This is a genomic window from Shewanella nanhaiensis (assembly GCF_019457885.1).
Taxonomy (GTDB): Bacteria; Pseudomonadota; Gammaproteobacteria; order Enterobacterales; family Shewanellaceae; genus Shewanella; species Shewanella nanhaiensis.
Genome location: NZ_JAHZST010000020.1, coordinates 12,130 through 25,683, shown reverse-complemented (window position 1 = coordinate 25,683; position 13,554 = coordinate 12,130). Strand labels below are relative to the sequence as shown.

13 protein-coding genes are annotated in these 13,554 nt (G+C 45.8%); 3 read left to right on the top strand and 10 right to left on the bottom strand.

Annotated elements, in window-relative coordinates:
* Positions 1-383: 383 nt before the first annotated feature.
* The 3 genes from pxpA to pxpB are packed head-to-tail and all read right to left on the bottom strand — an operon-like array spanning position 384 to position 2,757.
* Entirely contained in the window at positions 384-1,115 is a 732-nt protein-coding gene (gene pxpA / locus K0625_RS20875) for a 5-oxoprolinase subunit PxpA (protein ID WP_220111412.1), read from the bottom strand.
* A 26-nt stretch (positions 1,116-1,141) separates the two neighbouring features.
* Positions 1,142-2,080: a 5-oxoprolinase subunit C family protein gene (locus tag K0625_RS20870; protein WP_220111411.1), complete on the bottom strand. Its 939-nt coding sequence runs from the start codon at positions 2,078-2,080 to the stop codon at positions 1,142-1,144.
* Entirely contained in the window at positions 2,077-2,757 is a 681-nt protein-coding gene (gene pxpB, locus K0625_RS20865) for a 5-oxoprolinase subunit PxpB (protein WP_220111410.1), read from the bottom strand. Before pxpB ends, K0625_RS20870 begins: the two co-directional genes overlap by 4 nt.
* Before the next feature lie 148 nt (positions 2,758-2,905).
* Between pxpB and K0625_RS20860 the strand changes: the two genes are divergently transcribed.
* Positions 2,906-3,964: an HDOD domain-containing protein gene (locus tag K0625_RS20860; RefSeq protein ID WP_220111409.1), complete on the top strand. Its 1,059-nt coding sequence runs from the start codon at positions 2,906-2,908 to the stop codon at positions 3,962-3,964.
* Positions 3,965-4,034: 70 nt separating this feature from the next.
* On the opposite strand, the gene glyS is transcribed toward K0625_RS20860, so the two are convergent.
* Both glyS and glyQ read right to left on the bottom strand, forming a co-directional pair.
* The gene (gene glyS, locus K0625_RS20855; protein WP_220111408.1) at positions 4,035-6,104 is read right to left on the bottom strand and encodes a glycine--tRNA ligase subunit beta; all 2,070 of its coding nucleotides are present in this window, start codon (positions 6,102-6,104) and stop codon (positions 4,035-4,037) included.
* Between the two features lie 11 nt (positions 6,105-6,115).
* On the bottom strand, positions 6,116-7,021 hold the full coding sequence (glyQ, locus tag K0625_RS20850) for a glycine--tRNA ligase subunit alpha (RefSeq protein WP_220111407.1): 906 nt from the start codon (positions 7,019-7,021) through the stop codon (positions 6,116-6,118).
* A 163-nt stretch (positions 7,022-7,184) separates the two neighbouring features.
* Between glyQ and K0625_RS20845 the strand changes: the two genes are divergently transcribed.
* Positions 7,185-7,769, top strand: a complete 585-nt coding sequence (locus tag K0625_RS20845) for a DNA-3-methyladenine glycosylase I (protein ID WP_220111406.1) — start codon at positions 7,185-7,187, stop codon at positions 7,767-7,769.
* 334 nt (positions 7,770-8,103) lie between these two features.
* On the opposite strand, the gene K0625_RS20840 is transcribed toward K0625_RS20845, so the two are convergent.
* The gene (locus tag K0625_RS20840) at positions 8,104-11,316 is read right to left on the bottom strand and encodes an amidohydrolase family protein (protein WP_220111405.1); all 3,213 of its coding nucleotides are present in this window, start codon (positions 11,314-11,316) and stop codon (positions 8,104-8,106) included.
* A 25-nt stretch (positions 11,317-11,341) separates the two neighbouring features.
* Here K0625_RS20840 and K0625_RS20835 point away from each other — a divergent pair, with 25 nt between their 5' ends.
* A complete protein-coding gene (locus K0625_RS20835; protein WP_220111404.1) occupies positions 11,342-11,584 on the top strand; it encodes a hypothetical protein in 243 nt (80 codons plus the stop codon).
* Positions 11,585-11,603: 19 nt separating this feature from the next.
* Here K0625_RS20835 and K0625_RS20830 read toward each other — a convergent pair whose 3' ends face one another.
* The 4 genes from K0625_RS20830 to K0625_RS20815 form a co-directional block, all read right to left on the bottom strand.
* Positions 11,604-12,053: an MOSC domain-containing protein gene (locus K0625_RS20830; RefSeq protein WP_220111403.1), complete on the bottom strand. Its 450-nt coding sequence runs from the start codon at positions 12,051-12,053 to the stop codon at positions 11,604-11,606.
* 52 nt (positions 12,054-12,105) lie between these two features.
* Entirely contained in the window at positions 12,106-12,351 is a 246-nt protein-coding gene (tusA, locus tag K0625_RS20825; RefSeq protein ID WP_012322667.1) for a sulfurtransferase TusA, read from the bottom strand.
* Positions 12,352-12,491: 140 nt separating this feature from the next.
* Positions 12,492-12,959 carry a Cys-tRNA(Pro) deacylase gene (ybaK, locus tag K0625_RS20820; protein ID WP_220111402.1) on the bottom strand — a complete coding sequence of 156 codons (468 nt, stop codon included), beginning with the start codon at positions 12,957-12,959 and terminating at the stop codon, positions 12,492-12,494.
* A 13-nt stretch (positions 12,960-12,972) separates the two neighbouring features.
* Positions 12,973-13,455, bottom strand: coding sequence for a GNAT family N-acetyltransferase (locus K0625_RS20815; RefSeq protein ID WP_220111401.1), 483 nt, complete (start codon positions 13,453-13,455; stop codon positions 12,973-12,975).
* Between the last annotated feature and the right edge of the window lie 99 nt (positions 13,456-13,554).

The following is a 13,554-nucleotide window of genomic DNA, read 5'->3' as shown; positions in this document are numbered from 1 at the left end:
AAAATTGATAAGCCCTAGATGAAAATCTGGGGCTTTTTTGCACATGGATGTGCTTATCCCCGAACGCAGGGACAGCGTTAGAGGGGATTTGTATAAGGATATATTTATCCCCGAACGCATGGGGGCTAGATGTTCCCTACATCTGTAGCACATTTCCATACATCCATGTTGGTCACAGCGTTAGAGGGGATTTGTATTAGGATGTATTTATCCCTGAGCACCACGGCACTTGAAATGTTCCCTACATCTGTAGCACATTTCATACATCCTGTATGAAGGGGTTTGCACAGGGATGTATACAAATAGACGTTGCACATGGCAGGAGATGTTCCTACATCTCTGTGCATTTCTATCACTGACCTATAGGGAGTTGGGAAATGTCTTTAAAGCGAGTCTTTTATCAGCTTGGCAAACTCTAATGCGTGTTCATTATCACCGTGGAGGCAGATGGTATCGGCTTTAATTGTCAAAGCTTGGCCATCTAAGCTGGTGACTGGTTGCTGGGCGATAAACTGTTTCACTTGAGTTAGTGCGGCCTGCTTATCGTGTATGACTGCTCCTTCTCTGTCACGGGGGGCTAGCGAGCCATCGTTAAGGTAGGCGCGATCGGCGAACGCCTCCTGAATCACTGTGAGACCCGCAAGTTCTGCTTGCTTGACTAAGGGACTTGCTGCCAAGATCATCAACTTAAGATTAGGATCTATCTGTTTAATCACCTCTATTAAAATAAGCCCCATAGCCTCATCCTTAGCGACTTTATTGTAAAAGGCACCATGAGGTTTCACGTGGAACATTTCTGCGCCCTGTCGCTCACAGACACTCTTTAGTGCCCTTATCTGCTTAGATATAGACTCACGTAATGCCTGATTTGAGATCTCCATGGGAGCGCGTCCGAAATGAATGGTATCGGGATAGCTGGGGTGGGCGCCTATTTTTACCTTGTTCTCTACTGCAGCTTTAACAGCAGCAGTCATGGTTTGCTGATCGCCAGTGTGACCACCACAAGCGATATTGGCCGAAGTGACAATTTGAAGCAGAGCTTCATCATGGAGACCTCCTTCACCCAGATCCGCATTGAGGTCGATAGGGTAGTTTTTCACGTTTACTCTGGCCATAACCATATAACCTTACTTTCTATGAGTTACGAGCCATTCATGGCTCTTTGGAGGCGATAAAAATATTGTTGCCACTCGTAGTTTGCATCATCGGCTTGGCTTGGGCTGACATGAACGAATCGAATGCTTTGTCCAGGCCGAGTTTGAGCCAGCTTCCATAAATCAGCCTCAATCACGGTAGCAATTTTAGGGTATCCACCTGTAGTTTGTGCATCGGCGAGCAGAACGATGGGCTGACCTGATGGCGGTACTTGCACTACGCCTGGCATCACGGCATGAGAGTTAAGCTCTTTAGGTGCACTCAGAGAGAGCGCTTCGCCATCAAGCCGAGCTCCCATGCGGTTGCTGGCATTCGTCAGCTGCCATCGGTTATGCCAGAAGGCTTTGCGTGATGTGGCTGTAAAAAGTGACATCTCCGGCCCAGGTAAAGCGCGGATCTCATCACAGTAACCTCTTTGCACTGCACCTATAGGCTTGGTGATAGAGAGAGTTTTACCGAGTTGTAGTCGATCTCCCCGCCCAAGTGCTTGGGAGGTAGAGCCTCCTATGCCTAGAGGTGAGTGCTGCACAATACCGCCATCTATCGTCAGGTAAGCGTGCATTTTGGAGCTTGGACCTTTAAGGGTTAAGGTTTCACCGGCTTTGATTTTGTTACGCCAACCACTCCAGATATTTCGGTCACCTATGGATATCTGATATTGAGCCCCGGTGACGACAAACCAACTGTCACGGTTAAACTTAAGCTCCACTTTTCCGCTGGTCAGTTCAATCCCATGAGTGTTATCTGGATTGCCTAATAGCCGGTTTCCTAAGATCAGTGCGTGACTGTCCAGCGCGCCGCCAATGGGGATGCCTAGATGTCGGTATCCAGTTAAACCTATGCCTTGGACTGTGCTAAATAGTCCTGGGGTGAGAACCTCAATATCTGCACTCGAGTGTGCCACTTCTTGGGGACTATTTATCATTGGGGAAACTCTAAACTGCTGACTTGTGTAAATCGTACTCTGTATCCGGGAGCGAGAAGGGTTGGACTCTCTGGGTTGTCAGGTGTGAACAGGGGAAGATTTGTGCGGCCGATGAGCTGCCAGCCACCCGGTGCTTCTTTGGGATAAATACCCGTTTGCTCGCCACCAATACCTACAGAGCCTGCCGGTATGGATAACCTTGGAGTGCTAAGTCTTGGGGTGAATAACTGATTATTAAGGCCATCTAAGTAGGGAAATCCCGGCTGGAAACCAAGAAATAGTACCGTGTACTCAGGAGCTGTGTGCATGCGGATCACCTCACTCGTGTCCAGCTGGTGGATTCTGGCAACCTCGTCGAGATCTGGACCATATTTACCACCGTAAACAACAGGGATCTCTACGCTTGGTTTATCAAGCTTTATGCCTGTGGTATCGCTCCAAAGCTCTGGAAGCCTCGCAATCCAGTCTGCCAGTTGATTGGCATCTTTAATAAATAGGGTCAGATTATTCATTCCAGGGACAAGATCGGTAAAGATCCTATTTTCTCTGCACTTTTGAGCCAATTCCCAGATCCTGTTCTGAATGGTTAGCTTGGAGAGTGCTGGGAAAAGTTCGCTGCAGTCGAGTACGATAGCCCTCTCCCCTAAGCGATATACCTTAGGGCTGGTATTGATCATTCTTGACCTTAATCATATTAAGTTATTGTATTTTGATAGTGTCGGTATTTGTTACTAGGAAAACAAGCTAGAAACGATTTTATCTCATCAAACTTCGATTCGACTTGCTATACTTTACTACTATCAAATAGATGATTGGTCATTAAAATTGGTTAAGAGAATCATTAAGAAAATTTTCAATGTTAGAGACAAGGTCTCAGTAGAAAAGCCTAAGGTGCTTTCTACCGAGCTTGGCTTCCAAAAGCTATCAACCGCAGCAAATAATGCCACTCTCAAACCCCAGACTCCTCTGAATGTTGTGACGCCAGAAAGAAGCGTTGATGTTTCAGCCCTGTTCTATGGCATGCTGTTTCCCTCTCAAAGTGGGGCCGACACAGGTATTGCCAATAACCTTGAGAAGAGTGTGATCTCAGAGGTAGAGAGTGCGCTTGCCTGCCCTGGAGATATTGCTGAAAAAGTATTGAAGCTTCCCAGCCAACTGGCGGCTTTAGATCAGAAACTTAGGGATGACAGTGTTGATATTGAGACTCTGCTGGAGGTGTTTAAGACTAAGCCTGTATTGAGTGTTGAAGTACTTAAGTTATGTAACTCTCCAGCTTTTAAACGCTCTGATAAAGAGGTGACTAACCTGCAACAAGCTTTTGTTCAGCTAGGTAGGGAGCAGATTAGGCGGCTGGTTACTACATCTCTGATGGCGGAGGTCGTTGAGATAAAGCCCATCTATTATCGCCGTTTTGGTCTACAGATTTGGCGCCATTCTCAGCAGGTTTCCTATCTGTCGGCCGAGTTCGGCAAGTGCGACCCTGACACGGCATTTATGCTGGGTCTACTCCATGATGTGGGGAAGATTGCGATCTTTAAGATGCTATTAGATGCGTTTCATCAGGCTGAACCAGGTGAGCAGCCTAACTCTTCACTGTTTAAGCAGGTGATGACCACAAAGTCGCTCAGTTTAAGTGCCCTGTTGGCAAAGCATTGGCAGCTTCCCGCTATCTTTGAAACGTCATTGAGTCAGCTTGCCAGTAGCCACTCTAAACCATCAGATGAGCTTGCTCTGGCTGTTTGGCGAGCAAATTTAGTCAGCGAATGTTCAATGCTATTTCAGGCAAATCAGTTGGATGAGGATTGTTTAAGCAGGTTGCTGATGGATGCAAATTTGACCCGTGAGCAGTTCGATATCTACCATGAGAAGTTGAAAATGTTCTAAAAAAAAGCCCCAGTCTAGCTGGGGCTTGATGTCTTTCCTAGGAACTCGCCCTTATGCCCTCGTAGCTTCTTTACTGAAGCAATGAGATATCTGCAGCGTGAAGGAACTGTTCGCGCAGGCTTGATAGCAGGGCTAAGCGGTTATTCTTCAGGGCTTCATCATCTGCCATCACCATCACATCTTCGAAGAAGGTATCGACGCTTTCACGTAGATCGGCGAGCAAAGATAGGGCTTGCTGATAGTTAGCAGCAGCAAACAGAGGTGCTAGTTGAGGCTGAAGCTCATTTAGTTTTTCTGCTAGTGCCTTTTCAGCGCTTTCTACCAATAACTCACTGCTGATGTCAGTGGCAAGTTCACCTTCAACTTTTGCCAGAATATTTGATACACGCTTGTTGGCTGCGGCAAGTGCAGAGGCCTGTTCAAGTCCTCTGAAGTGCGCAACGGCTTTAATGCGGCTATCGAAATCGGCAGGCGCTGTAGGACGTCGAGCCAGTACAGCTAAGATCACATCTACGCTCACACCTTGGTCTTGGTACCAAGCGCGGAAACGACCCATAAAGAACTCAAGTACCTGCTCTGCGGCCTTGTCATTGGTGAGGTTATCACCGTGTAGTTCTTGTGCTTTAGCTATCAAATCTACAAGATCTAGTGGTAGGTTGTTCTCTAAACAGATTCGCAATACACCAATGGCAGCACGGCGTAGTGCAAACGGATCCGCTGCGCCTTTTGGTGCTTGTCCGATGCCGAAAATACCGACCAAGGTATCTAGCTTTTCAGCCAGTGCAACGCAGACAGAGATAGGCGCTGTTGGTACGGTATCGCCAGAGAACTTAGGCTTATACTGCTCAGCAAGAGCTACAGCGACAGCTTCTGTTTCACCATTTAGGCGCGCATAGTGCATACCCATGGTGCCTTGAAGATCGGTGAACTCCATTACCATGTTTGTCATCAGATCTGACTTAGAGAGTAGACCTGCACGTGACGCTTCATCGCTATCTGCATCTATTGAATTAGCAATATAGCCTGCCAGTTGTGAGATACGCTCAACACGCTGCTTGATAGTGCCAAGTTGTTTTTGGAAAACAACCGTTTCTAGGCTTGCAAGGCGAGACTCAAGAGTCTGTTTCTTATCGGTTTCGAAGAAGAACTCTGCATCGGCAAGACGTGGACGAACCACTTTCTCATTACCAGAGATGATCACTTGAGGATCTTTCGATTCGATATTGGTCACGAAGATGAAGTGAGGTAGTAACTGGCCAGTTTTATCGAAGACAGGGAAGTATTTCTGATCGCCTTTCATGGTGTAAACCAGGGCTTCTGCCGGCACATCGAGGAACTTCTCTTCGAAGTTTGCGGTTAGCACAACTGGCCATTCAACTAGGGAGGTAACCTCCTCAAGTAGATCATCTTCAAGATCTGCAACACCACCAATCTTAGCGGCTGCAGCTTCTGCATCTGCCTTTATGATCGCTTTACGCGCTTCATAATCGGCGAGAACCATGCCTTGCTCTTTCAGTGCTGACAGGTAGTTATCTGCATGATCTAACTCAAAACTCTTCTTACCCATGAATCTGTGACCGCGAATAACACGAGCCGATTTAACACCAAGTAACTCACCTTCAACCAGCTCACTGCCTAGTAGCATAGTGACTGTGTGTACTGGACGGATAAATTGAGTCTTGCTTGTTCCCCAACGCATTGGTTTAGGAATTGGTAGTTTATCGAGGGCACGTTGTGCCATGTCATTGATAAGGCTTTTAGTTTCAACACCAACAACTTTAGCTTGGTGAAGTAGCCATTCACCTTTATCTGTTTTTAGACGCTCAGCTTGTTCAACAGTAATACCGTTACCACGAGCCCAGCCCATGGCGGCTTTAGTTGGGTTGCCATCGGCATCAAATGCTTGAGCAATCGCAGGTCCGCGCTTCTCAACGACCTTGTCAGCCTGTGCTAGAACTAACTGGTTTACAGTAAAGGCTAGGCGACGAGGAGCTGCGTGCCATTGGGCCGATTCGAAGCTTAGTTCTGCTTTTTCAAGTTCATCGGTAAAGTTGCTAACAAAAGACTCAGCCAGTTTGCGCAGGGCTTTTGGAGGCAGCTCTTCGGTACCAACTTCAATGAGTAAGTTTTCAAAATTCATTCTATATACCTCTACTTACACATTGGGAAGCCAAGAGCTTCACGGGCTTGATAATAGGATTCTGCTACGCCTTTGGCCATAGTACGAACGCGGAGAATATAACGCTGGCGCTCTGTTACTGAGATTGCGTGGCGAGCATCTAGCAGGTTAAATGCGTGGGATGCTTTCATTACCTGCTCATAGGCTGGCAGCGGAAGCGGCTTCTCTAAGGTCAACAGGCGCTGACAAGCAACTTCACAGTCATCAAACATCTTAAATAGTACATCGACGTCAGCATGTTCGAAGTTATAGGTTGATTGCTCAACTTCATTTTGATGGAAGATATCACCATACATGACTTTGCCCATTGGGCCATCGGTCCACACTAGGTCGTAAACACTGTCTACTTCCTGAATATACATGGCCAGACGCTCAAGACCGTAAGTGATCTCTCCGGTTACTGGGCTACATTCAAGTCCGCCAACTTGCTGAAAGTAGGTGAACTGTGATACTTCCATACCATTTAACCAGACTTCCCAGCCTAGGCCCCAAGCGCCCAATGTTGGTGACTCCCAGTTATCTTCTACGAAGCGGACATCATGGACGTTCATATCGACGCCAAGGGCTTCAAGTGAGCCTAAGTAGAGCTCTTGAATATTGCTTGGTGAAGGCTTTAGAACGACCTGATACTGATAATAGTGCTGAAGGCGATTTGGGTTTTCACCGTAGCGGCCATCAGTAGGGCGGCGACATGGCTGCACATAAGCACTGCTCATTGGCTCTGGACCTAATGAACGTAGGAAAGTCTGTGGGTGGAATGTACCAGCACCAACCTCCATGTCCAGAGGTTGAACGATAGCGCAACCTTGCTGCGCCCAGTATTCCTGCAGGGTCATAATGAAGCCCTGGAATGTCTTTACGTCATGTTTCGTCGTCATGTCTACTATCTACGCCGTCAAGATGAAACCAACCTCTCAATTATGCTATTTCAGCATGCAGAGCTAGTTTGGAAATTTAAAAAATGGTTTCGATTATACCTTGAAGAAAAAGGCATATGTAGGTTATTTTTTATCTCATCAAATAAAACTTGGAATTTTTACCATGGAAAAGCAACGTTGTAGCTGGGTTGGCGCTGATGATCTATATCAAGCCTATCATGATGAGGTGTGGGGAAGGCCTGTTTTTGATAGCCAAGAGCTGTTTGCTAAGCTCTGCCTTGACGGTCAACAGGCGGGTTTATCTTGGATCACTATCCTTAAAAAGCAGCATAATTATGAAGCCGCTTTCGCCAATTTTGACCCTGCTATCATTGCCAAGTTTGATGATGATAAAGTGGAGGAGTTACTACTTGATAAAGGGATTGTGCGTAACCGATTAAAGGTTAACTCGATCATCAAAAATGCTCGTGCTTATATGACTCATTTTTCTGACACTCAGGGTGATGATTTCTCTACGTTTATTTGGAGTTTTGTCGGGGGAAAGCCCATAGTTAACAAGTTTAACTCTATGTCAGAAGTACCTGCTCAAACGCCTGAGTCTGAAGCTATGTCTAAGGCCTTGAAAAAACTAGGCTTTAATTTTGTTGGCCCTACTATCTGTTATGCCTTTATGCAAGCTGTAGGCTTGGTAAATGATCATACAACAGATTGTTTTTGCTATGATTTAGGTGAGCCGAGGAAAAGCTAAGAAAGATCCTAGGAAGGATAAAGGCAGGCGTGAATGCTTCGCTCACGGATTACGGAAGGTTCGAAAGCTCACTTATTTATCCGTCATCCTAAACTTGTTTCAGGATCTACTTTCTTTGCTTCTTGTTTTTCTAGCTTGTCTTTATCAGCTTACAAATAAAAAGGAGTGTTCCACGTGGAACACTCCTTTTTGCATTTGGAAGTCTTTGGCTTTTCACAAATCAACATCGCGAAGCGATTTCAATTATTTTTTGGCTTTTTCACTTAAAAAATAATTTTTATGAAATATAAATTTGCGCCCAAAGTTAGCCAGATTTTAAAATTAAAAACCGCTCTTAAAGTTCAAAAAAGAACGGCTTTCGCTTATCTTCCTCTCCATTTAGTTGATCCATTGTCTCGGCATTATAAAGTTTGCCATTGACCATGGTGTGGGTGACCCTATCTGTGACTCGAATATCTTCCAGCGGGTTACCGTCAATAACAATCAGGTCGGCAAGTTTACCCTGCTTGATCGAACCAATTTGATGATCCATCGCAAAATGTTTTGCAGGATTGATTGTTGCGGTTTTTAATACCTCAAGGTTCGACATGCCACCTTGGGCAAACATCCACATCTCCCAGTGAGCAGCTAAACCTTCACGTTGACCATGAGCACCGATATTTGGCTTAATGCCTAAATCGTTCATCTCATTGGCCACTCGTGCCACATTGAAATGGTTGTAGTGTTCATCTGGTGCCGTTGGGCGACGCATAGAACGCGCTTGGAGTAGATCCCCTGGCACATATTGAGAGAGACGAGGATGAGCCCAAACATCAGTTTTATCATACCAGTAGTTCTCACCAGAGATACCACCGTAAGCAACTACCAGAGTAGGGGTGTAACCCACTTCAGTCTGACTCCAGAACTGCTTAATGTCGTTGTAGATGGCACCAGCTGGAAGTGAATGCTCGATACCTGTATGACCGTCAGCGATCATCGTCAGGTTATGTTGCAGTAAGCTTCCACCTTCTGGAACCACCATCATCTCAAGTTCACGGGCTGCTGCTATCACTTGTTGTCTCTGGTTACGTCTCGGTTGGTTGTAGCTCTTAACGCTGAAAGCACCGACTTTTTTAAGACGTTCTAGATGGAATTTAGCATCGTCGAGTGAGTCTATGTGTGAGGTGTAACCTGGTGCATTTGCACCATAAAGAATGGTACCGGTTGAGAAGATACGAGGGCCTGCAATATTACCTGCTTTCTGTTGCTCTGATGCGGCAAAGATCTCAGTTGTGTCATTGGATGGATCATGAATGGTGGTGACACCCAGTGCAAGGTTTGCGTATAGTTCCCAGTTTTGTTGCGGGATTATTTCGTTCTCGCCCTGTGCACCATGAGCGTGAGCATCGAATAGACCCGGCATCAAACTCTTACCTTTAATGTCGATCACCAGAGCATCGCTTGGTACTTCAGTACTGGCATCACCAACGCTGACAATATGGTTATCTTTGACAATTACGATACCATTTTCTATCACCTTATCGTCTTCCATTGTGATGATATTGCCACCGACAAATGCAACTGTTCCACGTGGAACATCTGCTTTTTGAGTAAATCCAAGGTCGGTAATTTTCGGCTCTGCTGCCTTATCTGCTTTGCTATCAGAGGCTGTGGACTTATCTGTTCCATAGGAGTTGTCGACTGCCACTTGGTAAAGTTCAGGACCTAAAGTCCAGTAAAGCTGGTCGCTATCATTGTTCCAGCTGATACTCTCACCTGCACGGACACTGAGTTGAGTCACTGGAAGGTTGTTAGCTTTAGGACCGATATTGATGGTCTCACCATGCTTAGCAAAAGGGGTGACAAAAACCTTAAAACGTTCGGCGAAGGCGAGCTGCTTTCCATCGGGAGAGACGCGAAACTCTGTGGCATGCTTACTGGTATAGTGAACACGTTTTTGAAAACCGTTTAGGTTGATGGAAGCCAGTTCAGGTGTTTCACCGTGATCCATAAAGTAGACACGATCTGAGTCGGCACCAAATTGCGGTTGATAGCCGTCAGGAGTGATCTTAATACTCTCTTTACCTTTGATATCGACGCGGTAAAGACCGGTTTCTTGAGACCAAGTTCTCGGCGTTATATAGCCGCCTTTAGCCTTGCGATAAACCACGAATGAGCCGTCAGGAGAGAAGGTGGGTTCTACATATTTGCCAGGCTCTTTGGTTAAGGTTTTAGCTCGCTTGTTTCTGACATTGACGACACGGACACTACCTTGCTTTTCATCATCCCATGTTGAAAAGACAATGCTTTTCCCATCACGTGACCACTGAGGAAATAGTTCTCTTAGCTCGGAATCGAGCTTAGTTAGTCGCGTTCGCTTGCCATTAGCTAGGGATTTGACCCAAAGTTTACCCAATGCTTCATAGACGACTTTTTTACCATCTGGTGATACCTGAGCCATTCGTAGCATCTTCACATCGAACTTATCTTGATCTAAGTTTTGAGTGAAGCGAACTGCAGGTTGCACATCGAGTTTAGTTTTAACGGAGAAGGGGATCTGCTCAACTGACTTAGATTCGACATCTAGCTTATTGATCTTGCCGCCAGCCCAGAAGACAATCTCTTGGTTGTCACTGGTCCAGCTCATGCTTGGGTAGACGCCATGAATAGCCCAGGTCTCCTGCATATCTCTGTCGAGCTTGCCGTAAAGCTTATCGATTTTACCCGACTTAAGATCTAGTAGGTATAAAGATGATTGAAATCCGTCGCGCTTGATATAGGCAAGTTTAGTACCATCAGGACTTGGGGTTGGGCGAATAGCACCACCTGTGCCCTCGATTAATACCTCTATATCACCGGTTTGAGTATCATAACGCTTTATTTTGTAGATCCCTTTGACCGAATCTTTTGAGTAGTGGAAGGTCTTTCCTGGGGTTGCATCTTGGCTGAAGTAGATATAGCGGCCGTCTGGAGAGTAGGCGGGTTCGCCTAGATCTTTCTGTTCGTTAGGTCGCTCAGTGAGTTTGACGCCTTCTCCACCAGCAACATGGTACATCCAAACTTCACCAGCGCCTAAGCTACGTGAACCTGTGTAATGTTTACGGGCAACTAGGTATTGAGAGTCAGGGCTCCAGGCTGGACTATTGAGCAGCCTAAATGTTTCCTCTGTTACCGCTCTAGGGTTGCTACCATCGGCTTCCATTATCCAGATATTATCACCGCCATCCTCATCTGAGGTGAAAGCGATATATTTACCATCTGGGCTATATACTGGCTGCATCTGCCAAGCGATCCCTTCAGCGAGCACTTTGGCTTCGCCACCCTCTATCGGCATCTGGTAGATATCACCTAGCATGTCGAATACGATATTTTTACCGTTTGGGCTGACACTAACGTTCATCCAAGTGCCTTCGGTTACATTGATATCGACCTTTTCTAATGGCGCATTGGCCGGTGCATTGACCTGCCATTTGGCCTCTTTTTTATCACTAGACTCTTCGGCAAAAGAGGGGGAGCTGAAGCTGAGCGCTATAGCCGCGTACAGTGGCGTTAATTTATGTTTTAACATTGGTGGGTCCCTTAATAGATCTGCTGTGCATCTCTATGATGGCCGCGGTGCGGCATTTTTAGTTATTGTTAGGGTTAACTGCTTGGTTAAACTTGTTGTAGGTATTGGTGTTTCTTTAAAATATTTGGTGTTATTTATCGCATATTTAGCTGAGCAGGAAAACAAAAACAGTGTAGTAATTTTGTTAAAGGATGTTGGGGATGGGGATGAAAGGTTCAGTAACAAACATCTTGTGCTATTTGCTACTGGAGTAGATGGTTTTTTATGAATTAGCTGGTAAGTGAAAGTTACTCTGGGAGCTCTGAAATGGTGACAAGATCACCTTGAGATATTTGTGCATCATTGAGTACTCGGCAGGTAACACCACCTCGCCAATCTGGAGTCAGCGCTTTTTCTAAGCCTGCTTGTGCTATCTCCATCTTCTTGCAGGGATCGGTTTCACCTGTGATAAGCAACTCTAAGCTTCCAATTTTTAATAGCTTACCTCTATCTGAAGCCGAAAAACTGTAATCTTGGATAAGTAGGTTAGCGCGTCGTGTTATCCACGGAAGGGGTTTATTAAGCTCAAGACAGACTAGGCTCCATTGCTCCTGTGACATTACAGTGACCTGTCGCTTTCCTGGCCGGCCAAAAAAGTCCTGTTCCACGCCAGCTGATTTGGTAACTTGAGCTGTATTGACAAGCGTCATTGGGCCTTGCTTTACCGGTTTAAATCCTATAGCTGTTAGTGTTGGCATTTTGGCTCCTGCTACTTTCATGTTCTTTTAAGTGCTGAAAGCTTAGATTCGCCTATAAGCCTTTTTGGATCAAGTATTGATAGGGGGTTGTCTCTGTTTGGCTGGCAAGCAGCTTATGATCCATAAATTCGCAGAAGCTAGGAATATCACGAGTGGTTGCTGGGTCATCGGCAATGATAAGTAAGGTTTCACCTTGAGCCATCTTACGCACTGATTTGCGAACCATCATTACGGGTTCCGGACATCTGAGTCCAAGTGCGTCGAGTTGATGTTGTGCTTCTGAAAATTGATTGCTCATGTGTGTAGCCTAATTGCCAAGGTCGTTTTAACAGGGGAGGCTAATATTACGCTAGCCTTAAAACGATGCCAAGTTAGGCAGGTGAATTTGTGAAGTTATGCTTAACAAGTGGCAGATGTTCCACGTGGAACATTTAGATGCTAAACCGTCAGAGGGGTAAAGTTTGCCTTGGTTAACTGCTGCAGGCTCGCTGGAGTCAGCTCGATATCAAGTCCGCGCTTACCACCACTAACATATATCTGTTCAAGTGACTCTGCACTGATATCGATGAAAGTGGCAAGAGGGCGTTTTTGACCTAAGGGACTGACACCGCCCAGTACGTAACCCGTTGAGCGTTCCACCTCCTGTGCCGATGCCATCGCAGCCTTCTTTACGCCAGCTGCTTTAGCTAAGAGCTTCATATTGAGCTTCTCAGCTACAGGAATGATGGCGACAACGAGCTTTTCATTGTCTAGTTTGGCCACTAAGGTTTTAAAGACCAAGGAGGGATCTAAACTTAGCTTAGTGGCGGCCTCAATCCCATAAGCGCCTGCATTGGCATCATGATGATATTCAAGGATACGGTACGCTTGTTTTGCACGTTTCAGGCTGTTGATTGCTGGTGTCATAACTCAATGCTCATTAGGTTATTAGATCTCGCTTCATGATCAATAAATCGATGTCACAGTATTTTACCTCCTCTACAGCTTTCCACCCCATCTTTTTATAGAGTCCTCCTGAGAGATCTTCAGTTTGCAAGTAAAGCTGTTGGACGTTTAGCTGCTTAGCCTTGGTAACGATAGCTTCTAGCAGAGCTTGGCCTGCACCATTGCCACGATGAGACTCACACACGTAAACGCCTCCTAACCAATGTGAGTCGCTAGGGTAGAGAGAGTTTTCCTGAAATCTTAGTTGAGCGGCGGCGATTAAAGATCGTTTTTTAGTTGCGACTAGCATCAATGGAATCGTGTCGGAATTGAGGTACTCGGCGAGCTTGATCTCCAGAGCGATTGTGGAGCGACTCTCTTTGTCAGAGCCATCATCGATATAGCCCCACTGATCGCTATACCATTTTGCGATTTGAGGAATAAAATTTGGCTTATCCTTAAGTAAATTAATTTCCATATTATCAACCTAGTTATCGTATGTTCTAGGGATACAATAGCCTGATGAATTTTTACTGTAAATAAAAACGGCAAGCTCACAGAGCTTGCCGTTTAGTTA